We start from the raw sequence: 21,250 nt of genomic DNA on the forward strand, positions 1-21,250 counted from the left end.
TCGGATACGATCACCGGGCCTCCCCGCCCATTCCGACACCTCGGGAACGCTCTTGGCACTCGGCAGGTCGACCCGGCTGCCCTCGCTCACCGGTCTGCGCTTCATCGCGGCGGCAGTGGTGGTCGCCCAGCACTCCAGCCTGATCTGGACCCACGGGCACGGCGAGAGCGCGACCCTGCTCCGGCTGGGCTTCGCCGCGGTGACGTTCTTCTTCCTGCTCAGCGGCTTCCTGCTGACCTGGGCGTGGCGGCCGGACCAGCCGGTCCGGGTGTTCTGGCGCCGCCGGCTGGCCCGGATCATGCCCTCCCACCTGGCGACCCTGCTCGCCGGGGTGCTGCTGCTCGCGGCCGCCGGGCAGGCCGTACCCCTGCGGGCCTGGCTGCCCAACGCGCTGCTCGTGCAGACCTGGCCCCCCGACTTCGACCTGCTCGACCCCGGGGTGAACGGGGTGTCCTGGTCGCTCTGCTGCGACCTGGCCTTCTACCTGCTGTTCCCCGCCGCCGCCCGCCGCACGGCCGCGATCCGCCCCGAACGGCTCTGGCACTGGGCCGCCGCGATCGTCGCCGTGATCCTGCTGATCCCGCCACTGGTCACGGCGGCGCGCCCGTTGCTCGACGGGCCGCCCTTCGGGCTCGGCCTGACGGTCCGTCAGATCTGGTTCTGCTACACCTTCCCGCCCGCGCGGATGCCGGAGTTCCTGCTCGGCGTGGTGCTGGCCCGGCTGGTCCGGGAGGGCCTGCTCGACCGGGTCCGGATCTGGCACGGCGCCGCCGCCTTCGCGCTGCTCTACCCGCTCGACCAGCTCTCCCCCCTGCAGTTCGGCGTCGCCGCGATCACCGTCCTCCCGCTGGCCGCGCTGATCGTCGGGGCCGCCAACGCCGACCGCCTGGGTCGGCCGTCCCGGCTCGCCCACCCGCTGGCCGAGCGGCTCGGGGCGCTCTCGTTCGCGCTCTACCTGACGCACTACCTGGTGCTCGAACACGGCGACGCAGTGCTCGACCCGCACGGCACCGCCGGCGGGCTCCGCCCGCTGCTGTACACGGCCGTCCTGGCCCTCACCTCGCTGGCGGCCGCCTGGCTGCTGCACACCTTCGTCGAGGAGCCGATGGTGCGCCTCCTGAACGCACCGCGTCGCGCCCGGCCCGCCGAACTCCTCGCCACCGCCGACCGGAGGGAAACCCCATGACCACCGCCCGCACCCCCGTCGCCGTGCTCGGCCTCGGCCTGATGGGCACGGCGCTCGCCGACGCCTTCCTGGCCGCCGGGCACCCCACCACGGTCTGGAACCGTACGGCCGCCCGCGCCGACGGCCCGGCCGCCCGGGGCGCCCGGCGCGCCGCCACGCCCGCCGAGGCGGCGGCGGCCGCGCCGCTGGTCGTGCTCTGCCTCGCCGACCACGGCGCCGTCCGCGAAGTCCTGGACGCCGTCGGAGGGTCCCTGGCCGGCCGGGTCCTGGTCGACGTCACCTCCGGCACCTCCGACGACGCCGCCACCGTCGCCGAGACCGCCGCCCGCCACGGCGCGCAGAGCCTCGACGGCGCGCTGCTGGCCACGCCCGACACCATCGGCCTCGCCGGGACCACCGTGCTCTACAGCGGGCCCGAGGCGGCCTTCCGCGCCCACGAGCAGACCCTGACCGCGCTCGGCGGCTGCCCCGCCTACCTCGGCGAGGGCAGCGGGCTCGCCTCGCTGCACGACCTCGCGCTGCTGGCCGTCCTGTGGTCCGGCCTGAACGGCTTCCTGCACGCGGCCGCGCTGCTGCGCACCGCCGGGATCGGCGCGACGGAGTTCGCGCCGAGCGCCGAGCTGCTGTTCGGCAGCATGGGCGCCTTCCTGGCCCGCTACGCCCGGCAGGTCGACGAGGGCGACTACCCGGCCGAGGACTCGGCGTTGCGCACCCACCTGGCCGCCGCCGCCCACCTCCTGGCGGAGAGCGAGCGGCGCGGCCTCAACCCCGTCCTGCCCCGGCAGCTGGCGGCCGTCATGGCGGCGGTGGCCGCCGGCGGCCACGCGGCCGACAGCTACGCCGCCGTGGTCGGCCACTTCGCCGAGCCGACGGCGTAGCCGGGTCCGACCGTACGGCGGGGCCGACGGCGCGAGCCGGGTCCGACCGCCCGGGCCGGGCTGTACGGGCCGCGCGGTCGGGGGCTACGCCCCGGTCGCCGCCGCCTCCCGCAGCCGTCCGGCCGCGAGCAGTTCCGCCACCAGCGCGATGTCCCGCTCCATCCCGCGGTCCCCGTCCATCCTCGGCGACACCGCGCGCACCGCCGCGTGCACGGCCGCCGTCGGGCCGCTCAGCCGTTCGGTGCCGCGCAGGTCGGCGGCCTGGCAGAGGGCGAGCAGATGGATCGCCGCCGTCTGGCGCACCAGTTCGACGACCGTCCGGGCGTCCCGGGCGGCGATGGTGCCCATGCTGACCTTGTCCTGGTTGTGGGCCTCGGTGGAGCGGGAGAACGAGGTCGCGGGCATGGTCAGTTTGAGCGCCTCGGCGACCAGCGAGGAAGCCGCCAGCTGAAGGGACTTGAAGCCGTGGTGCAGCCCGGCCTCCCAACTGTCGTCCGGGAAGCGCGGGATGAGGTTGGCGGTGAGGCCGTTGTTGTACTTCTCGTCCACCACCAGCTGCAACTGCCGTTCCAGCAGGTCGCCCACGCTGGCGGCGGCGGTCTTCAGCGAGTCCATCGCCTGGCCGATGTGCCCGCCGTAGAAGTTGCCGCCGTTGACGACCACGCCCGCCTCGGTGTCGAACAGCGGGTTGTCGTTGGAGGAGTTGATCTCCACATGGGTCCAGTCGGTGGCGAAGCCGAGGGTGTCCCGCAGCACGCCGTTGACGTGCGGGGCGCAGCGGATCGAGTACCGGTCCTGGACGGCCTCGGCGAGCCGGCGGTAGCCCGTCCCGTCGGGCATGACGTCGGCCGGGCCGGCCTCCTCGTCCCCCGCGAAGGGGCCGGTGCCGTCCCGCCCGAGCAGGCGGCGCACCGTCCGGGCGGATTCGGCGGTGCCGGGGTGCGGCTTGTGATCGAACACGAACGGGTCGAAGTGGCGCGGGTTGCCGTTCAGGACCTGCGAGGCCAGCGCCGTGCACAGGTCGGCGGCGAAGGCGAGTTCGGTCGCGTCGCGCAGTGCCAGTACGGCGAAACCGGCCATGAAGGAGGTGCCGTTGACCAGGGCCAGCCCCTCCTTGGAGGCGAGCACCACCGGTTCGAGTCCGGCCTCCGCGAGCGCCTCGGCGACGGGCCGGGCCTCGCCGCGGTGGAGCACCGTGCCGTGCCCGGTGAGCATCGCGCCGAGGTAGCTGAGCGGGACGAGGTCGCCGCTCGCGCCCACCGAGCCGCGCTCCGGCACCACCGGCAGGATGTCGGCTTCCAGGCAGTCCAGCAGCAGTTGGACCACCTCCGGGCGGATCCCGGAGTTGCCGCGCGCCAGGCAGTTCGCCCGGGTGATCACCGTGGCCCGCACCACGTCGGGTGAAGCCGCCGGGCCGAGGCCGCAGTTGAAGCCGCGGATCAGGTTGGCCTGCAGCGCCTCCACCTTGCGCGGCGAGATCTGCCGGGTGTTGCTGTCGCCGAAGCCGGAGGTGACGCCGTACACCCGCTGCCCGGAGTCGACGATCGCGTTCTTGAGGTCCACCGACCGCTTCATCCGGTGCACCGCGCCGTCCGCCAGCCCCACCCGCCACGCCTCCGGCCGGCGCGCGGCCGCCGCGGTCTCCTTGACGGTCAGCGAGCGGCCGTCGAGCAGCAGTTCCGCTCTGGGCGCACCGGTGGCGGCCGGGCGGTGCTGGGTCCTCTGCGGGCTCCGGGTGCGGTCAGACGACAACTCGACTCTCCTGTCTATCGGCCGCCCGAGGCCTTGAACCGGCCTCGGACGGGCCTTGGGCGGGCCTTCGGGCGGGCCGTGGTGACGCGACGACGGACACCCGAGGCCGACGGGGGGAACGACTTCGACTCCCCCCTGTTGATCTCCTATCACCCTACGTCACCAAAAGTCGTCGAACGCCCGCGGCCCGCACCCCCGGGGGTCGGGGTGCGGGCCGCGGAGCTTCGTGCGCGGGTCAGTGCCGCCCGGGTCGATGCAGCTTGGATCATGCCGGTTGGTCAGTGCCGCTTGGGTCAGTGCCGGTTGGCCGGGGCGCAGCCGAAGCTGGCGGCGTCCGCGGTGTCGCCGTGGCCGGTGTAGCGGGAGACCAGCGGGTAGGCGCAGAGGTTGCGGCTGACCGTCCGGCCGTCGGCGGTGTTCAGGGTGGCGGGGAGCGTCTGCGGCGCCTCGCCCTGCTCGACCCAGGCGGTCAGCGCGGCGAGGTCGGCGGTCTTGCCGGAGAGGCCGCAGTGGGCGGTGCCCGGGGCGAGGAAGAGCCGGTAGAAGTCGTCGACGTTCGAGGCGCCGCCCATCCGCCGCTCGACCTGCTTGCGGTAGCGCACCGTGCCGTCGGCCGGGATGAACTCGTCGGCCGTGCCGTGCCAGCTGAGCAGCTTGCCGCCGGCGTCGCGGAACGCGGACAGGTCCGGGTCGGCGGTGCCGATCACCTTGTCGTACTCGGCCACGGACTGCTGGAACAGCTGGGCGAACCGGTCGGTGGTCAGGGTCGTGACGTCCAGCGTGGGCTGCTTGGCGACCCAGGTGGACACCCACTCGGCGGGCACCGGGAACGGCGCGCCCACCGGCTTGCCGGCGTCGTCCGTGGTGTGGCCGGCGAGGGCGCTCAGGTCGGCCCCGATCGGCGTGCCGGCCCACAGCTTGCGACCCGAGGAGGTGCGCGGCCCGTCCCAGATCCGGCGCACCACCTCGGCGTCGGCCGCGCTGATCGTCACCTGCTTGCCGTCGCACTCGATGGTGGTGCCGATCAGCCGGCGCGGGTTGAAGCCGCACTCGTCGGGCCGGGACACCAGGCCGTCCCGGGCGCCGTCCAGCCCGTCGCAGGCCTGCACGGCGGCGGCGGTGAAGGCCTCGAACTCGCACTTCGTCGGGTAGGTGTGCGCCTCGTTCATCACCACCTGCGGCCACAGCGTGGCGACTTCGAACTGCGTCCAGTTGACGGCGGGCGCGTTGGCGAGGATGCCGTTGTAGTCCTCCGGGTACTCCTGGGCCTCCATGTAGCCCTGGCGGCCGCCGGTGGAGCAGCCGTTGAAGTACGCGTACGAGGCGGCCCGCTGGTAGTGGGCGGCGATGACGTCCTTGGCGACGACGGCGGCCTCGTGCTCGGAGCGGGAGGCGAAGTTCTCCAGCAGCGCCGAGTCGACGGTGCCGTCGCTCTTCAGCCCCCACCCCGCGTCGATGTAGGTGCTCACCCCGGCGTCGGTGGTGGCGGCCGCGTAACCGCCCTTGACGGCGGCGGCCAGGTTGCTGCCGTAGTCGCCTGCGGCGTAGGCGCTGCCGCCGACGGTCTGCAGCCGGCCGTTCCAGTTCTGCTGCGGCAGCCAGACCCGCACCTTGGCGTGGTCGCCCTGGCCGGGGTGGGTGAGGGTCACCGTGACGTCGCAGAACGCGGGGACGTCGGGAATGTGGTCGGCCTTCAGCGGGAACACGGCGGGCACGTCGACGGTGCCCGCCGGGTGGGCGACCGCGGTGACGGCCTCCACCTGCGTGCCCTCCGGGGCCGCCACCGCGGGGGCGGCGCAGCTGTAGCCGGCGGGCGTGCCGGTGTCCGCCACCGCGCCGGGGGCGTAGAGCACGGCGGCCAGCGGCAGGCCGGCCGCGAGAACGGTCAGGAGTCGTTTCATCGGGATTCCGTTCGAGAAGGTGAAGTTGCCCCGGGTGCGGGGGCGTTGACGAGTCAGAGGTCGGGTGAGTTGCCGGGCCGTGGTGTTCCTCCGGCAGCCAGTGCGGGTGGTGGCGGCGCGCCCAGGACCGGCTGACGTAGCCGGTGCGCTTCTGCCCCGCGTTGAACCTGCCCGCCGGCCGGTCGTACGGCCCGGTCAGCCGCCGGCGCGCGGCCCGCAGCCACTGCCGGTCGTACGGCGCGAAGCGGTTCAGTCGGCGCAGGTCGGCGCGGAACGCGCGGAGAGCAGGCCGAGCAGGGGATCGTGCTGCGAGGCCGCCGCGAGGAAGCCCTCCCACCCGCGCTGAAGGTACGGCGCGGCCGCCAGCCCGGCGATCCCCGCGGCGAAGGTCCCCAGCACCGTCCGCCGCCCCACGGGCGCCCCCTGGGCGCGCCGGTCCTGCTGCTCTGCCATGGTCCCGCCCCAGGTGTGACAGGTGCGCCGGAGGATCACCGGCGCACGAGTAACTGTTCTGAACGGTTATTAGATTGGCATCCGCACCAGTCACCCGTCAACCCGGTTACCGCACCGCCGGTGACGGCGCATCGCAGAACGCGCCAACTGGCTTGCTGTTGCCGCAAAAGAAGCCCGGATGGCTCAACTCGACAACACCCACCCGCCAGGCAAGCCTGGCGAGCCCATCACCTGTCTAGAGGGTTATGAATCGAGGGCGGTCAGCCCAGGGCGCGGTCCAGGTTGAACGCGGCGCTGATCAGCGAGAGGTGGGTGAACGCCTGCGGGAAGTTGCCGAGTTGCTCCCCGGTCCGGCCGATCTCCTCGGCGTAGAGGCCGAGGTGGTTGGCGTAGGTGAGCATCTTCTCGAAGGCCAGCCGGGCCTCCTCCAGCCGTCCGGCGCGGGTGAGCGCCTCGACGTACCAGAAGGAGCAGATCGAGAAGGTCCCCTCGGAGCCGTGCAGCCCGTCCGGGCTGGCCCCGGGGTCGTAGCGGTAGACCAGGGAGTCGGAGACCAGGTCCTTGGTGAGGGCGTCCAGGGTCGCCAGCCACTTGGGGTCGGTGGGCGAGATGAACTTGGCCATCGGCATCATCAGCACCGAGGCGTCGAGCACGTCTGCGCCCAGCGACTGGACGAACGCCCCGCGCTCGGCGGACCAGCCCTCCCGCATGATCTGCCGGTAGATCGCGTCCCGGTTCCGCTGCCAGCGGGGCAGATCGGCCGGCAGGCCGCGCCGGTTGGCCATCCGGATGGCCCGTTCGATCGCCACCCAGCACATCAGCCGCGAGTAGACGAAGTCCTTGCGGCCGCCCCTGGTCTCCCAGATGCCCTCGTCGGGCTGGTCCCAGTGGTCGCAGAGCCAGTCGACGACGGCGCCGACCTCGTCCCAGTGGTCGCTGCTGATCGGCTGCCCCCACTTGTCGTAGAGGTAGACGGAGTCGATCAGCGCCCCGTAGATGTCGAGCTGGAGCTGGCCGGTGGCGGCGTTGCCCACCCGCACCGGGGCGGAGCCCAAGTGGCCTTCGAGGTGGCGCAGTTCGCTCTCGGGCAGGTCGCTGCGCCCGTCGATGCCGTACATGATCTGCAGCGGGCCGGTCTGGCCGACGCCCCGCATGATGCCGCGCTCGGACAGGAAGCCCATGAACGCCTCGGCCTCCGCGGTGAAGCCCAGCCGGAGCATGGCGTAGACGCAGAAGGCGGCGTCGCGGACCCACACGTACCGGTAGTCCCAGTTGCGCTCGCCGCCGACCCGCTCGGGCAGGCTGGTGGTCGGCGCGGCCACGATCGCACCGGTCGGCGCGTAGGTGAGCAGCTTCAGCAGCAGCGCGGAGCGGTGCACCATCTCCCGCCAGCGGCCGCGGTAGCGCGAGCGGCCCATCCAGTCGCGCCAGAACCGGACGGTCGCCTCGAACTGCGCCTCCGCCTCGGCGTGCGGACAGGCCCGCGGCCGGACGTCGCCGCCGATCCGGTCGAGGGCGAACACCACGGACTCGCCCTCCAGGAGCTTGAAGTGCGACCACACGTCCGTGCCGTCGCACTCCAGCGGTGCGGTGGAGGTCAGCGCCAGCGACATCGACGGCGCCTCGAAGACGGCCTCGTGGGCCAGCACCTGCGCGGTGTGCCGCTCCGCCCCGTAACCGAACCGGGGCGCCACCCGCGCCGCGAACGGCAGGGTCCCCCGGACGCAGACGACCCGCCGGATCAGCCGGTGCCGGGAGGCCTCGCGCGACCCGTCGACGACCGGCATGAAGTCCTGGATCTCCGCGACGCCGTCCGCCGCGTAGAACCGGGTGATCAGCACATTGGTGTCGGGGAAGTAGAACTGCCGGGTCCGCGCCGGTACGTCGGCCGCCAGCTCGAACGAGCCGCCGCGCTCGGCGTCCAGGATGGACCCGAACACGCTCGGCGCGTCGAAGCGCGGGCAGCAGTACCAGTCGATCGTGCCGTCCGTCGTGACGAGCGCGGCGGTCCGGAGATCACCGATCAGCCCGTGCTCGGAGATCGGCGGATAGCGCGAACCGTCCATCCGCCCGGGCCCGTTCCCGAAGTCCATGGCGGCCTCCCTACCGTCTCGCCGCGGCAGCCCGGGAAACCGGGGAAGCCGCGGGGATCAAGAGGACCACCTCTCATGGTAGGCCGCCCCGGACGGACGCACCCTGCGCCCGGTGCCCGGTGCCCGGTGCCGGTCGCCAAGGTCCTGGCGGTCGCCGCCTTCCGCTACCGGGCGCCGCGCACCCGCCGCTCCGGTGTGCCGCGGTGTCCGAACCTCTGGTTCGATGGGGCACCGTCACCGCCGCCTTCAAGGAGCAAGACCCTGAGTACGTCGTTCGCCGAGGCCCTGTCCATCGGCCTGCTGGTGTTGGTCCTGGTGTGCGCGGTGGTACGGCCCTGGGGCTGGCCGGAGGCCGTGGTCGCCGTCCCGGCCGCGGGACTGGCGATCGCCGCCGGCGCGATCCCGCTCGACCACGCGCTGGCCGAGGCCGAACGGCTGGGTCCGGTGATCGGCTTCCTCGCGGCCGTGCTGGTCCTGGCCAAACTGTGCGACGACGAAGGACTGTTCCACGCCTGCGGGGCCTGGATGGCCCGCACCTCCGCCGGAAGCCCCCGGCGGCTGCTGGCACAGGTCTTCGTCGTCGCCTCGGTGATCACCGCCGTCCTCAGCCTGGACGCCACCGTCGTGCTGCTGACGCCGGTGGTGTTCGCCACCGCCGCCCGGCTCGGCGCCCGCCCCAAACCGCACCTGTACGCCTGCACCCATCTGTCGAACACCGCCTCGTTGCTGCTGCCGGTCTCCAACCTCACCAACCTGTTGGCCTTCGCCGCGAGCGGGCTGAGTTTCACCCGCTTCGCCGCCCTGATGGCACTGCCCTGGCTGGCGGCCATCGCCGTCGAGTACGCGGTGCTGCGCCGCTTCTTCGCCACCGACCTGGACACCGCCGCCCCCACCCCGGCCCGGACCCAGGCCCCGGAGATGCCGCTGTTCGCACTCCTCACCGTGGCCGGCACCCTGGCCGGCTTCGTCCTCACCTCCGCACTCGGCGTCGACCCGGCCTGGGCCGCGCTGGCCGGCGCCCTCGTACTGGCGGGCCGCGCCCTGGCCCAGCGGCGCACCACCCCGGCCGCGATCGTCCACTCGGCCGCCGTACCGTTCCTGGCCTTCGTCCTAGCTCTCGGCGTGGTGGTCCGGGCGGTGGTCGACAACGGACTGGCCTCCGGGCTCGGGCACCTGCTCCCGCACGGCACCTCACTGCCCGCCCTGCTCGGCACCGCGGCACTGGCCGCCGTGCTGGCGAACGTCATCAACAACCTGCCCGCCACCCTCGTCCTGCTCCCGCTGGCCCTCCCCTCCGGCCCCGGTGCCGTCCTGGCCGTGCTGCTGGGGGTGAACATCGGCCCCAACCTGACCTACGCCGGCTCCCTGGCCACCCTGCTGTGGCGGCGCATCGTCCGCGAACACGACACCGAGATCGGACTGGGCGAGTTCACCCGGCTCGGACTGCTGGTCGTGCCCGCCGCCCTGACCCTGGCCGTGGTGGCACTGTGGGGGTCCCTGCAACTCATCGGAACGTGAGGGGGCCGACCACCGTGACGGTCGTCGTCTGGATCACCGAGGGCACCTGGCCCGTCTGCGTCGACGCCGCGCGCGCCCACGCGTCACAGGACGCGAACATCGTCCTGCTGCACGTCAGCGGCCAGGACGTCCCCGGCCTCGCGCACGGCGCGTTCGCCGGCCTGCTCGGCCGCGGCCACCGCGAGCAGGACCCCGGCAACCGGGTGGAGACCCTCGCGGCGACCTCCGCCCGCCGCCTCCTGGACGCCGGCGCCGAGCGCCTCGCCCGCCCCTGCACCCGCCTGGAGCGCACCGGCCGCACCGAGCACGAGGTGGTCGCCGCGGCGGACGGAGCCGACCTGCTCGTCCTCGCCCGCGACGGCGACCCCGCCCACCCCGGCCCGCACAGCCTCGGCCCCGCCACCCGCTTCGTCGTCGACCACGCCCCCTGCGCGGTGCTGCTGGTCTGGCCGGAGCATGCCGTCAGTCCAGCGCCGTGATCCGGTTGCTGAGCGTCCCGAGCCCCTCGATCGAGCACTCCACCACGTCACCAGGGGCCAGGTAGCTCGGCGGGTCGGCGGCGAAGCCCGTCCCGGCCGGGGTGCCGGTCAGGATGACGTCGCCGGGCTCCAGCGGGACGATCCGGGAGATCGCGGCGATGGTCTCCGGGATCGAGAACACCAGCTGGTCGGTGCGGGAGACCTGCCGGGGCACGCCGTTGACGCTGAGGGTGATCGCCAGGTCGTGCGGGTCCGGGACTTCGTCGGCGGTGGTGATCCACGGGCCGAGCGGGCAGCTGCCGGGCAGGCTCTTCGACAGGTAGTACTGCTTGTGCCGGGTCTGGAGGTCCCGCGCGGTGATGTCGTTGGCCACGCAGTAGCCGAAGACGTGGTCCAGCGCCGCGGCCTCCTGGACCCGCCAGGCGCGGCGGCCGATCACCACCGCGAGCTCGACCTCCCAGTCGATCTCCCGCGAGAGCGAGAAGTCGATCCCCAGCGGGCCGACCGGGGCGGCCACGCAGCGGCGGTCCTTGGTGAACACCACCGGGTGCCGGGGCCTGCGGTACTCCCGGCCCGCCGCGCGGTAGGCCTCCTCGCCGTGGTCGGTGTAGTTGAGCCCCAGGGCGAACAGGTTGTTCACCGGGCGGGTCAGCGGTGCCAGCAGCTCGACGTCGGTCAGGGGCAGCCGGGGCCCGGACGAGCTCCGCCCGGCCAGCTCCGCCCAGGCCTCCGGCCCACGGCGGAGCAGCTCGGGCAGGCCGGGCAGCTCTGACCGGCCGGCCCGCCCCGGTCGGTCGGCGACGGGCAGGGTCAGGGCGCCGCCCGCCGGGTCGACCAGCGCGAGTCTCTCCGCTCCGCCGGTCCGGATGGTCGCAAGGCGCATCGTTTCTCCTTGTCGCGTTGTCGCGCGAGACGGGACGGGCGGGCACCGGTAGCGGTCACGGTGCCCGCCCGTCCCTCGGGACGGATCGGTCGACGGCCCCGGCCGGCCGGCGTACGGCCCCGGCCTGGCCGGGGCGTCGACCGGGTCGCGGGTGCTGCCGGGCTCAGTCGAGCAGGCGGTCCAGCTGCTGGGCGACCGTGCCGCGCAGCACCTCGGACGCTCCGCCGGCCATGGTGAGCATCCGGGCGTCCCGCATCAGCCGGGCCAACGGCATCTTGTCCGACAGCCCGTTGGCACCGCACACCTGGGCGGCGGCATTGGTGATCCGCTGGGCGAGGTCGCCCGTCACGTACTTGGCCATCGCGCTGGGCGCACCGGTGTCGTCCCCGGCGGCCCACTCGCCCACGGCCCAGTCGATGAGCGACTGCGCCGCGCGCAACTCGCTGACCAGGGGAGCCAGCGCGGTCTGCATGGCGAGGTGGCCCGGGGAACCGGCCGGAAGGCGGGCGCTGGCGTAGTCGAAGGCCGTCCGCAGCGCGCTCTTCGAAAGGCCGAGGCAAATCGCCGACTGGCCCAGCCGCTTTCCGTTGTAGTGCCGCATTATCCGGCGCAGCGAAGTCCGGTCGAAACCGAGGACGACCTGCTCGACGGGTACGAACACATCGTGGTAGCGGACGTGGAATTCGCCCAGTCCGCGCAGCCCCAGCTTCTCCTTGCGGTCGTCGATCTCGACCGTTCCGTCCCCGGCGCCGAGCCGGGTGCGGTCCACCAGGAAGAGGCCGACCTCGCGTGATTCGGCGGAGGGCTTGGCGACCACGAAATGCACCGTCCGGCGGGCCGCCCCGGTGATCCAGTCCTTCTCGCCGCTGATCCGGTAGCCGCCCTCCACCGGGGTGGCCACGGTGGTGAAGCGGGCGACGTTCGAACCGGTCTGCGGCTCGCTCATCGCGAAAGCGGCCTGCTGCTCACCGGTGGCGATCGCGTCGAGGTAGCGCTCGCGCAGCTCGCGGCCCGCGTACTCGCGCAACATGCCGATCTGGCCCATGTTCTGGTCCATCACCGCCTTGGCGACGGACGGCGAGACCCGGGCCAGCTCCTCCAGCACCTGGAGCAGGAAGCGCACCCGCTCGGGCCCGCCGTGGGGCTGGTCGGCTCGGTAGCCGAGGGAGTTGGCGAACAGGCCGCGACGGGCCATTTCGGCGAAGAGTTCGGTGCCGATCTCGTCGCTGCGGTCGATCAGTCCGGCGACCGGGGCGACTCTTTCCCGGGTGAAGCTCCGGACGTCGTCCAGAAAGGCCGCGGCGTCGGTTCCGGCGGTCCGGTCGAGGTGGTCAGCGGCGGAGGGACGCTGCTGAACGGCTAAGGAAGTCACGGATTTGCCCTTTCCTCGGAGGAGAGGTTGCAGGCTCGCGCCGATCGCACATCCCGGTGCGAGCGGAATCGACAATGCCACTCCCGGAACCCCGTCATGTTACCGACAAGTAAACTGTCCAGTCGGGACCGGTGGTGTGCGTCACAGTCCGGTATTCCGCTGATCCTGCGTCAACTAACGTTCGAGCGCCGGAAGGTGACCATTCGGCTGGCACACGCGGCCCACCCGCGCCCCATCCCGCCTCTGCCTCTGCCTCTGCCTCTGCCTCTGCCTCCGCCCCGTCCCCGTCCCCGGAAAGGGTCTGCCGATGACGCTGACGTTCTCCACCCTCCTCGTCCTGATACTGATGGGCGCCGCGGCCGGCGGCGTCGGCGCGCTGACCGGGATCGGCGGCGGCGCGGTCGTGGTCCCGGTCCTGGTGCTCGGCTACGGCGTGTCGTTCCGCTCGGCGGTGGCCGTCTCGCTCGCCGCCGTCATCGCCAACTCGGCCACCGGCTCCGCCACTTACCTCCGCCAGGGCCTCACCCACAAGCGCCTGGCGTTCAGCCTGGAGGTGACCACCACCATCGGCGGCATCGCCGGCAGCCTGGTCACCGCCTTCATCCCGCGCCCGGCCCTGGAGGGCGTCTTCGGCCTGAGCCAGTTCCTGTCCGCCGAACTCACCCGCCGCCGCAAACGACTCCCCTCCCCCGCAGGGGCGTTGGCGACCGCCGAGACCCCGCCGGACGCCCTCACCCGGCACGGCCTGCGCGCCTGCGAGGGCCCGGACGCGCTGACCGGCCTGGTCGCGGACGAGAGCGACGGCACCGCCCGCGCCTACCGGGCCCGGCGCCCGTTCCTCGGCGCCGGCGCCTCCATGGTGGCCGGGATGCTCTCCGGCATGCTCGGCATCGGCGGCGGCTTCCTCAAGGTGCCGGCGATGACGGTGGGCATGGGCGTGCCGGTCCGAGTGGCCACCGCCACCAGCCAGTTCATGATCGGCATCACCGCGGTGGCCAGCTTCGTCGTCTACTACGCGGCCGGCGTGGTGCAACCGCTGCTGGTCGCCCCGATCGTGCTCGGCATCACCACCGGGTCACTGCTCGGCTCCCGGCTCTCCGGCCGGATCTCGGTGGGCACCATCGAGGCCGTCTACTCCACGGTCGTGCTCGCCTCCGGCCTCTCCTTCCTCCTCGGCGCCTTCGGAGTGATCAATGTCTGACCTCCCCACCACGACCACCGGCCCCGGCCCCACCACCGGCGCTCCGACCCCGGACCCGCTGACCGGGGAGGTCCGCACCAACCGGCTCACCGCCACCGCACTGCTGGCCACCACCGCCGTCGCCCTGGTGCTGATCCTGGCCGGCCTGATCACCTCGCTGGCCGCCGGCGACCGCACCGCCCGTCCGCTCGCCCTCGCCGACCTCACCTCCCAGCACAGCGCCGGTCCGCTGCTGCTCGGCCTCGGCCTCCTCACCCTCGCCCTCGCCCCGGGCCTCGGCATCCTGGTCACCGTGGCCCGCTGGCTCCGGGCCGGTGACTGGCGACACGCCCTGCTCGCCGCGCTCGTGGTGGCCCTGCTGCTGGGCGGCGCCCTGCTCGGCTGACGCCGGGCCGCCCGGGCGTTGGCCTCCCCCGTACACCCGGCCTCGCCGCACGCCCGCCCCGGAGGCAGGCTGGATGGAGCGGGCCGCCAATCAGGCGGACGGCAGGCGGCACGCGGCAGGCAGCGGCCGACAGGCGGCAAGCGACGGACGGCAGACGGCAGACGGCAGACGGCAGGAGTCGGCGATGGACACGACGCGACCGGCACCGGGCGACAGCGGGGCCTGGGTGGTGGCCCACCCCGGGCCGGTGGCTGCGGCGGGGCCAGGGCCGCTGGAGTGGGACCGGCGGCCGGTCCCCGAGCCTCGCCCCGAGGAGATCCTCCTCGACGTCGAGGCCTGCGGGGTGTGCCGCACGGACCTGCACCTGGCGGAGGGCGACCTCGCCCCCAGGGTGCCCAGGTGCACGCCCGGACACGAGGTGGTCGGGCGCGTACGGGCGGTCGGCTCCGCCGTCGAGGGCTTCGCGACCGGCGACCGGGCCGGAGTCGCCTGGCTGGCCCGCACCTGCGGCAGCTGCGCCCACTGCCGGAGCGGACGGGAGAACCTCTGCCCGCACTCGCGCTACACCGGCTGGGACCGGCACGGCGGCTACGCCCACCACCTGACCGCCGACGCCCGCTTCGCCTACCGGATGGCCCAGGGCCCGCCCGCCGAGGAACTCGCCCCGCTGCTGTGCGCCGGGATCATCGGGTACCGCGCCCTGGAACGGGCCGAGCTGCCGCCCGGCGGACTGCTCGGCATCTACGGCTTCGGCGCGTCCGCCCACCTCACCGCCCAGATCGCCCTCGCCCGGGGCGCCCGGGTGGCCGTGTTCACCCGCGCCCCGGCGGCCCGACGGCTGGCCCTGGAACTCGGCGCGGCCTTCGCCGGCGACTCGTACGACCCCGCACCGGAGCCGCTCGACGCGGCCGTCCTCTTCGCCCCGGTCGGCGAACTGGTACCGGTCGCCCTGGCCGCCCTCGGCCGCGGCGCCACCCTCGCGGTCGCCGGCATCCACCTCAGCGACATCCCCACCCTCGACTACCAGCGCCACCTCTTCCAGGAACGCACGCTGCGCAGCGTCACCGCCAACACCCGGGCCGACGGCCGCGCCTTCCTCGCCGAGGCCGCCCGGGCCCGCCCGACGGTGCACGTCAACCGCTACCCGCTGCGGCAGGCGGACACCGCGCTCAGGGACCTCGCCGCCGACCGGGTGACCGGCGTCGCCGTCCTACTGCCGTAGCCACTCGCGGGCCGGGCCCGGGCGGCGCGATCAGGCGGCGGCGCGATCAGGCGGCAGCGCGGTCAGGCGGCGCTGTCCGCCCGCGCCCCGTCCTGGTGGCCGGGCCCTCGGCCCGCCGTGAGGGCGCGCCGGATCCACCAGCCAGCGGTGTACAGGACGAGGGCGGCGATCAGTCCGGCGCCCGCGCCCTTCGCCGCGTCGGACAGCACCCCCTCGAGGACGGCGCCCGGCGGCTGCCCGGCCGTCGCCGCGTCCGGCCCGGCGTGCCACCGCCAGGCGTGGGCGACGGCCCCGGCGGCCGCACACAGGGCCAGCGCGAGCAGGACCCGGCGCTGCCCCGCGCCCGTACCGACCCGCAGCCGGGCCCGCCCGCGCCACCCGTACACCGCGATGGCCGCCAGGCCGCCGACCGTGCTCACGTGCTGCAGCGCCCGGGCCCAGGTGAGGCTGCCCGCCAGGGTGGACTCCAGCCAGGGCGTGCGGGTGACCACGAAGCCGTCGACGTGGGTGAAGGAGTCCCAGACCAGGTGGGTGGCGATGCCGATCAGCGCCGACAGCAGGACCCAGCCCGCCCGCCGGACCGCCGCCCCCACCGTCCGGGCCCCCGCCGGGCCGAGCGGCAACGACGACAACGACGACAACGACGACCGTGACGCCAGCGATGACAACGACGCCAACGGCCGGTGCCCGGCCAGGAACATCGCCCACAGCGCCAGGGTGTACGGCAACCCGACGGTCAGGGCGCCCGGCAGGGTGTGGGTGGTCGTGGCGTTGGTGAACGGCTCGTACCAGGACTGCGCGCTGACGGGCAGCCCGATGGTGGAGACGAAGTAGGGCATGTCCGGCGCCACGGCTCCGGCGATCAGTGCGGCCCGGCTGAAGGGCCCACGCAGCAGCGGCAGCACGGCGGCGGGGTGGGACAGGGTGAACGGCATGGGCATCCTCTCGCGCGGACTTATAGTCCGTCGAACGGAATGCTACGTCAAACGGACTAATACCCGCGCGCCGATCCCCGCCCCCCCGGTCGGCGCGGGCCGCATCGGCGTCGAGGCGTCGGCGTCGAGGCGATCGGGCGGGCACGCGGAGCATGGCGCTCACCGGCCGACGGCTGACCGGCTGGGCCGCTGAGCATGGGGGCGCACCGGGCGGTCAGAAGTGCCGGCAGTAGCGGCCCGCCGCCCGTACGCGGCGTCCACTCCGGCGCGATCCCAGCCCTCCCGCCGCCGGGTCGCCGCTCAGGACGCCCGGCGGAAGGCCCGCCCCAGGCGGCCGGCGAGCGGGACGACCGCCAGGGCCGCCGCCAGGACGGTCGCCAGGCACGTGACGGCGGTCGGGTCGCCCCAGGCGGTGGTGCCGGCCTCGGCGAGCAGCGGCGGGGAGGCCAGGGCGAGTGCGGCCAGTTCGCGGCCGCCGTGGGATCGGCGGTGCCAGGCCGAGGCGGCGCCCGCCGCCGCGAGGACGAGCAGGGGCCAGCAGCCGTAGTCGGTGCTGACCCAGGGCAGGGCGTGGGCACCGACGGCGGCCCGGGGCACCAGGACGAGCGCGATCACGGCCCCGGCCGCCCCCGCCGGGAGCGCGCCCGCGCCGTCCGCGCGCCGGTCCGGTGGGCAGGCGAGCAGCAGGGCCGCCGCCAGGGTGGCCGCGGCGGGGGCGGCGACCGGGTCGCCGAAGGCGGGCCCGCCGGCCACGGCGGCCGCCGCGAAGGCGAGCAGTCCGAGCACCGTGCAGGGCAGACCCACCCGTCGGCGGCCGGCCAGGGCGGCGGCCGCGCCCGCGAAGACGAGCAGTGCGGAGCCGAGCAGCGCGCCCCAGGCCCCGGACAGGTCGACCCGGAGCTGGGAGAGCACGGGCGCGGGCGAGGTGACCAGGGCGGTGTACCAGCGCAGCAGGTGCAGCCCGCAGGCGGTGGCCGAGGCGGCCAGGAGGAGGGGGTGGGCCAGGCCGAGTGCCCGTGCGGCGGGGCCGGCCGGTCCGAGCCCGGCGCGCATCCGCAGGGCCTGGGCCGCCAGTTCCGCCGCGTCCCGCAGGCGCGAGCGCAGCGGCTCGCCGGCCGTCATCTCGCGGAAGGTCGCGGCGATCTCCTCGCCGTGGGCCCGGCGGTGGGCGGCGGGGTAGAGCCGGAGGACGTGTTCGATCATGTGCCGGTGGCCGCCGGGCGGGTGGCGGAGAGGCGGCGGGTGGCCTCCCTGGCCGTCGCGGCCAGGCGTTCGGCCTCGGCCGCCAGTCGTTCCCGCCCGGTCGGGGAGAGGGTGAAGATCCGCCGGGCCCGGCCGTCGACGACCTCCTCCCGGTCGACCTCGATCAGCCCGTCGGCCAGCAGCCGGTCCAGCGCCCCGTACAGGGCGCCGGTGCGCAGGGCGACCCGGCCGTCGGTCATCGCCTTGATCTCCTGGGCGATGGCGTATCCGTGCCGGGGGGCGTCCGCGAGGGCGGTCAGGACCATCACGGTGGGTTCTTGCATCACACGCTCACTCACCCCATGAAGATAGTCACTCCGCCGGACCATCTCAACGAACCCCGGGCGGGACCGCGCTCCGGCCCGGTTGGTGGCGGATCCGTGAACCTGCCCGGAACGCCGGGGGCGACCCCCGATCATCGAGCCAGACAGTCCACCCGCCCCCTGGAGGCCCCGTGTCCGACCTGCCCACCTCCGCCGCCCTGCTCGACCGGCTGGGACTACCTGACCTCGTCCGCGAGGCCGCCCGCCTCCAGCCCGAACTGGTGGCACTCCGGCGGGAGTTGCACCAGCACCCGGAGCTCGCACTGGACCTGCCGCGGACCCGCGACCGACTGCTCACCGCGCTCGACGGGCTGCCGCTGGAACTCACCCTCGGCACCGGGCTGAGCTCGATCACCGCCGTCCTGCGCGGCGGTCGCCCCGGCCCGGCCGTGCTGCTGCGCGCCGACATGGACGCCCTGCCCGTCCAGGAGAGCGCGGCGCTGCCGTACGCGTCCGCCGTCCCCGGCGTGATGCACGCCTGCGGGCACGATCTGCACATGGCCGCACTGGTCGGTGCCGCCAGACTGCTGGCCGAGCGGCGCGCCGAGCTGGCCGGGGACGTGGTGCTGATGTTCCAGCCCGGCGAGGAGGGGGCGGGTGGCGCCCAGCTGATGGTGGACGCGGGCGTGCTGGAGGCGGCCGGGGAGCGGGTGGTGGCCGGGTACGCGCTGCACGTGGCCGCCGCCATGCTGCCCAACGGGCTGGTCGCCACCCGCCCGGGACCGGTGCTGGCCGCCTCCGACACCCTGCGGGTCACGCTGCGCGGGCGCGGCGGGCACGGCTCCAGCCCGCACTCGGCACTGGACCCGGTGCCGGCGCTGTGCGAGGCGGTGCTGGCCCTCCAGACGATGGTGACCCGGCGGATCGACGCCTTCGACCCGGTGGTGCTCACCGTCGGCACGCTGAGCGCCGGTACGGCCGCCAATGTGATCCCGGACGAGGCGCGGTTCTCGGCGACCGTCCGCTCCTTCTCGCCGCACGCGCGCGAGCTGGTGCACCGCGAGGCGCTGCGGGTGGTCCACGGGATCGCGGCGGCCCACGGACTGGAGGCGGTCGCCGAGGTGGAGCCCGGCTACCCGGTGACCGTCAACGACCCGGTGGAGGCGGGGTTCGCGGCCGCTCTGGCGGCCCGGCTGCTCGGGCCGGAACGTTTCGTCGAGATGCCCCAACCGATCGCCGGCTCCGAGGACTTCGGCGTGGTGAGCGCACTCGTCCCGACGGCGTACCTGATGCTCGGCGCGTCGCCGACCGACGGCCGCGACCCGTTCACCGCGCCCTACAACCACTCCCCCGACGCCGAGTTCGACGACGGCGTCCTCGCCGACGGCGCCGCACTGCTGGCCGGCCTGGCCCTGGGGCGGCTGGCCCGGGGATGACCGCCCCAGGGCCGGTCGGCAGCCGGGGAGATTCGGTGTGCCCGCGGTGCTCTGACGGTGTCGCAGCTGCTCAGGGCACCGCGGCCGGTGACAGGCCGCCGGGCGGAGATCTCATTCGTCGCGTTCCGTTCAAACGCCGCTTACCCCATCATGGAACGGTGTCTGCGCGCCTACGCGCGTAGCTCTCCCCTGTACTTCCCCACACCACAGAGGACTTGACCCATGTTCAGACGCATCGACGCGGTACGTCCGCTCGCCCTCGGCGCCGCCGCCCTGACGGTGCTCGCCGGCGCGGGCGCCGCACCCCACCCGGCCGCCGCGGCCCCGGCGAAGAGCGCGACCACCGCCGCCACGACCACCCAGCACCGCGTGCTGTTCGACAACAGCAAGGCGGAGACCGCCGGCAACGCGGACTGGATCATCAGCACCAGCCAGCCCGACCCGCTCGGCCAGAACGCCAACCCCCAGTCCGAGACCGACTGGACCGGCGCCATCTCCAGCTGGGGCGTCGCCCTCCAGAAGACCGGCCAGTACAGCCTCAAGACCCTGCCGAGCGGCTCCACCATCACCTACGGCACCGGCGGCGCGCTGGACCTCGCCAACTTCGACGAGTTCGTCCTGCCCGAGCCGAACATCCGGCTCAGCGACGCCGAGAAGACCGCGGTCATGACGTTCGTCCAGAACGGCGGCGGACTCTTCCTGGTCTCCGACCACACCAAGAGCGACCGCAACAACGACGGCTGGGACTCCCCCGCCATCATCAACGACCTGATGACCACCAACTCGGTCAACAGCAACGACCCGTTCGGCCTGTCGGTCGATCTGCTCAACATCCAGACCGACAACCCGACCGCCGTCAACGACGCCACCGACCCCGTCCTGCACGGCCCCTTCGGCACCGTCACCGGCAGCATCATCCGCAACGGCACCACCTTCACCCTCAAGCCCGCCGACAACCCCACCGTCAAGGGCATCGTCTACCGCACCGGCTACTCCGGCACCACCGGCGCCTTCTTCGCCACCAGCGGCTTCGGCAAGGGCCGGGTCGCGATCTGGGGCGACAGCTCCGCCATCGACGACGGCACCGGCGAGCCCGGCAAGACCGTCTACGACGGCTGGAACGACCCGGCCGGCACCGACGCCGCGCTCGCCCTCAACGCCACCGCCTGGCTCGCCGCCGGCAGCGGCGGCGGCACCACCGGCAGCGTCACCCTCAGCAACCCCGGTGCCCGGACCGCCACCGCCGGAACCGCCACCAGCCTCCAGCTCTCCGCCACCGACACCGCCGGCGGCACCCTGAGCTACGGCGCCACCGGCCTGCCCGCCGGCCTCGGCCTCAACAGCACCACCGGCCGGATCAGCGGCACCCCGACCACCGCCGGGACGTACTCCGTGACGGCCACCGCCACCGACTCCACCGGCCCGTCCTCCTCCGTCACCTTCACCTGGACCGTCCAGCCCACCGGCGGCGGCACCGGCTGCACCGCCGCCCAACTGCTCACCAACCCGGGCTTCGAGGCCGGCACCACGGCCGGCTGGACGGAGACCAACACCGGCGGCAGCAGCACCATCAACAGCAGCTCCAGCGAGCCCCCGCACTCCGGCGGCTACGACGTCTGGCTGGACGGCTACGGCAGCGCCAACACCGACACCCTCGCCCAGACGGTCACCCTGCCGACCGGCTGCAGCACCTACACCCTCAGCTTCTGGCTGCACGTCGACACCGCCGAGCCCACCACCAGCGCGTACGACAAGCTCACCGTGACCGCCAACGGCACCACCCTGGCGACCTACTCCAACGTCAACGCCGCCGCCGGCTACCAGCAGCACACCCTCGACCTCGCGGCCTACGCCGGCCAGACCGTCACCCTCAAGTTCACCGGCGCCGAGGACTACACCAAGCAGACCTCCTTCGTCCTCGACGACACCGCCGTCAACGTCGGCTGACCCGACACCGGTTGCCCTCCCCGTAGAGGGGAGGGCAACCCCAGCCGGAACCTCCCGGTCCGAAAGCCGCCAGCCGGCACCGCCGCGGCGCCGCAGACTGGATC

General features: G+C 74.0%; 18 protein-coding genes. 9 read left to right on the top strand and 9 right to left on the bottom strand.

Annotated elements, in window-relative coordinates; genetic code table 11:
- The first annotated feature begins 52 nt into the window (after positions 1–52).
- Both ACZ47G_RS10500 and ACZ47G_RS10505 read left to right on the top strand, forming a co-directional pair.
- Positions 53–1,186, top strand: coding sequence for an acyltransferase family protein (locus ACZ47G_RS10500; RefSeq protein ID WP_465741033.1), 1,134 nt, complete (start codon positions 53–55; stop codon positions 1,184–1,186).
- Entirely contained in the window at positions 1,183–2,064 is an 882-nt protein-coding gene (locus tag ACZ47G_RS10505; RefSeq protein WP_465741034.1) for an NAD(P)-dependent oxidoreductase, read from the top strand. Before ACZ47G_RS10500 ends, ACZ47G_RS10505 begins: the two co-directional genes overlap by 4 nt.
- 84 nt (positions 2,065–2,148) lie before the next feature.
- Here ACZ47G_RS10505 and ACZ47G_RS10510 read toward each other — a convergent pair whose 3' ends face one another.
- From ACZ47G_RS10510 to ACZ47G_RS10525, 4 genes are all read right to left on the bottom strand, one after another.
- The gene (locus tag ACZ47G_RS10510) at positions 2,149–3,816 is read right to left on the bottom strand and encodes an HAL/PAL/TAL family ammonia-lyase (RefSeq protein WP_465741035.1); all 1,668 of its coding nucleotides are present in this window, start codon (positions 3,814–3,816) and stop codon (positions 2,149–2,151) included.
- A 293-nt stretch (positions 3,817–4,109) separates the two neighbouring features.
- Positions 4,110–5,717, bottom strand: coding sequence for a DUF6351 family protein (locus ACZ47G_RS10515; protein WP_465741036.1), 1,608 nt, complete (start codon positions 5,715–5,717; stop codon positions 4,110–4,112).
- A gap of 249 nt (positions 5,718–5,966) precedes the next feature.
- Positions 5,967–6,170: a hypothetical protein gene (locus tag ACZ47G_RS10520; protein WP_465741037.1), complete on the bottom strand. Its 204-nt coding sequence runs from the start codon at positions 6,168–6,170 to the stop codon at positions 5,967–5,969.
- A gap of 260 nt (positions 6,171–6,430) precedes the next feature.
- Positions 6,431–8,263 (bottom strand): glycoside hydrolase family 15 protein, encoded by a 1,833-nt coding sequence (locus ACZ47G_RS10525; RefSeq protein ID WP_465741038.1) that lies wholly within the window; start codon positions 8,261–8,263, stop codon positions 6,431–6,433.
- 261 nt (positions 8,264–8,524) lie between these two features.
- On the opposite strand from ACZ47G_RS10525, the gene ACZ47G_RS10530 reads away from it, so the two are divergent.
- Both ACZ47G_RS10530 and ACZ47G_RS10535 read left to right on the top strand, forming a co-directional pair.
- Positions 8,525–9,781, top strand: coding sequence for an SLC13 family permease (locus ACZ47G_RS10530; RefSeq protein WP_465741462.1), 1,257 nt, complete (start codon positions 8,525–8,527; stop codon positions 9,779–9,781).
- A 14-nt stretch (positions 9,782–9,795) separates the two neighbouring features.
- Positions 9,796–10,260, top strand: a complete 465-nt coding sequence (locus tag ACZ47G_RS10535) for a universal stress protein (RefSeq protein ID WP_465741039.1) — start codon at positions 9,796–9,798, stop codon at positions 10,258–10,260.
- Here ACZ47G_RS10535 and ACZ47G_RS10540 read toward each other — a convergent pair.
- Together ACZ47G_RS10540 and ACZ47G_RS10545 are read right to left on the bottom strand one after the other, a co-directional pair.
- A complete protein-coding gene (locus tag ACZ47G_RS10540) occupies positions 10,244–11,143 on the bottom strand; it encodes a fumarylacetoacetate hydrolase family protein (protein ID WP_465741040.1) in 900 nt (299 codons plus the stop codon). The two genes, ACZ47G_RS10535 and ACZ47G_RS10540, sit on opposite strands and share 17 nt — an antisense overlap.
- 163 nt (positions 11,144–11,306) lie before the next feature.
- A complete protein-coding gene (locus ACZ47G_RS10545) occupies positions 11,307–12,515 on the bottom strand; it encodes an acyl-CoA dehydrogenase family protein (RefSeq protein ID WP_465741041.1) in 1,209 nt (402 codons plus the stop codon).
- Between the two features lie 307 nt (positions 12,516–12,822).
- Here ACZ47G_RS10545 and ACZ47G_RS10550 point away from each other — a divergent pair, with 307 nt between their 5' ends.
- The 3 genes from ACZ47G_RS10550 (at position 12,823) to ACZ47G_RS10560 (ending at position 15,323) form a co-directional block, all read left to right on the top strand.
- On the top strand, positions 12,823–13,716 hold the full coding sequence (locus tag ACZ47G_RS10550; RefSeq protein WP_465741042.1) for a sulfite exporter TauE/SafE family protein: 894 nt from the start codon (positions 12,823–12,825) through the stop codon (positions 13,714–13,716).
- Positions 13,709–14,101, top strand: coding sequence for a hypothetical protein (locus ACZ47G_RS10555; RefSeq protein WP_465741043.1), 393 nt, complete (start codon positions 13,709–13,711; stop codon positions 14,099–14,101). Before ACZ47G_RS10550 ends, ACZ47G_RS10555 begins: the two co-directional genes overlap by 8 nt.
- A 184-nt stretch (positions 14,102–14,285) precedes the next feature.
- Complete coding sequence (locus ACZ47G_RS10560; protein ID WP_465741044.1) at positions 14,286–15,323, top strand: zinc-dependent alcohol dehydrogenase family protein; 1,038 nt, start codon at positions 14,286–14,288, stop codon at positions 15,321–15,323.
- A 62-nt stretch (positions 15,324–15,385) separates the two neighbouring features.
- Here the strand turns inward: ACZ47G_RS10560 and ACZ47G_RS10565 are convergent, their stop codons facing one another.
- From ACZ47G_RS10565 to ACZ47G_RS10575, 3 genes are all read right to left on the bottom strand, one after another.
- A complete protein-coding gene (locus tag ACZ47G_RS10565; RefSeq protein WP_465741045.1) occupies positions 15,386–16,258 on the bottom strand; it encodes a DUF4184 family protein in 873 nt (290 codons plus the stop codon).
- Positions 16,259–16,558: 300 nt separating this feature from the next.
- The gene (locus ACZ47G_RS10570) at positions 16,559–17,461 is read right to left on the bottom strand and encodes a hypothetical protein (protein WP_465741046.1); all 903 of its coding nucleotides are present in this window, start codon (positions 17,459–17,461) and stop codon (positions 16,559–16,561) included.
- Entirely contained in the window at positions 17,458–17,799 is a 342-nt protein-coding gene (locus ACZ47G_RS10575; protein ID WP_465741047.1) for a PadR family transcriptional regulator, read from the bottom strand. Before ACZ47G_RS10575 ends, ACZ47G_RS10570 begins: the two co-directional genes overlap by 4 nt.
- 164 nt (positions 17,800–17,963) lie before the next feature.
- On the opposite strand from ACZ47G_RS10575, the gene ACZ47G_RS10580 reads away from it, so the two are divergent.
- Positions 17,964–19,199: a M20 metallopeptidase family protein gene (locus tag ACZ47G_RS10580; protein ID WP_465741464.1), complete on the top strand. Its 1,236-nt coding sequence runs from the start codon at positions 17,964–17,966 to the stop codon at positions 19,197–19,199.
- A 222-nt stretch (positions 19,200–19,421) separates the two neighbouring features.
- Complete coding sequence (locus ACZ47G_RS10585) at positions 19,422–21,146, top strand: Ig domain-containing protein (RefSeq protein WP_465741048.1); 1,725 nt, start codon at positions 19,422–19,424, stop codon at positions 21,144–21,146.
- Positions 21,147–21,250: the final 104 nt, after the last annotated feature.

It is taken from the genome of Kitasatospora sp. NPDC030952 (assembly GCF_055571335.1).

Coding starts and splice junctions, on each gene's coding strand:
- ACZ47G_RS10505 (WP_465741034.1), top strand. CDS start 1,183: ATGACCACCGCCCGCACCCCCGTCGCCGTGCTCGGCCTCGGCCTGATG.
- ACZ47G_RS10515 (WP_465741036.1), bottom strand. CDS start 5,717: ATGAAACGACTCCTGACCGTTCTCGCGGCCGGCCTGCCGCTGGCCGCC.
- ACZ47G_RS10520 (WP_465741037.1), bottom strand. CDS start 6,170: ATGGCAGAGCAGCAGGACCGGCGCGCCCAGGGGGCGCCCGTGGGGCGG.
- ACZ47G_RS10525 (WP_465741038.1), bottom strand. CDS start 8,263: ATGGACTTCGGGAACGGGCCCGGGCGGATGGACGGTTCGCGCTATCCG.
- ACZ47G_RS10540 (WP_465741040.1), bottom strand. CDS start 11,143: ATGCGCCTTGCGACCATCCGGACCGGCGGAGCGGAGAGACTCGCGCTG.
- ACZ47G_RS10550 (WP_465741042.1), top strand. CDS start 12,823: ATGACGCTGACGTTCTCCACCCTCCTCGTCCTGATACTGATGGGCGCC.
- ACZ47G_RS10555 (WP_465741043.1), top strand. CDS start 13,709: ATGTCTGACCTCCCCACCACGACCACCGGCCCCGGCCCCACCACCGGC.
- ACZ47G_RS10560 (WP_465741044.1), top strand. CDS start 14,286: ATGGACACGACGCGACCGGCACCGGGCGACAGCGGGGCCTGGGTGGTG.
- ACZ47G_RS10565 (WP_465741045.1), bottom strand. CDS start 16,258: ATGCCGTTCACCCTGTCCCACCCCGCCGCCGTGCTGCCGCTGCTGCGT.
- ACZ47G_RS10570 (WP_465741046.1), bottom strand. CDS start 17,461: ATGATCGAACACGTCCTCCGGCTCTACCCCGCCGCCCACCGCCGGGCC.
- ACZ47G_RS10585 (WP_465741048.1), top strand. CDS start 19,422: ATGTTCAGACGCATCGACGCGGTACGTCCGCTCGCCCTCGGCGCCGCC.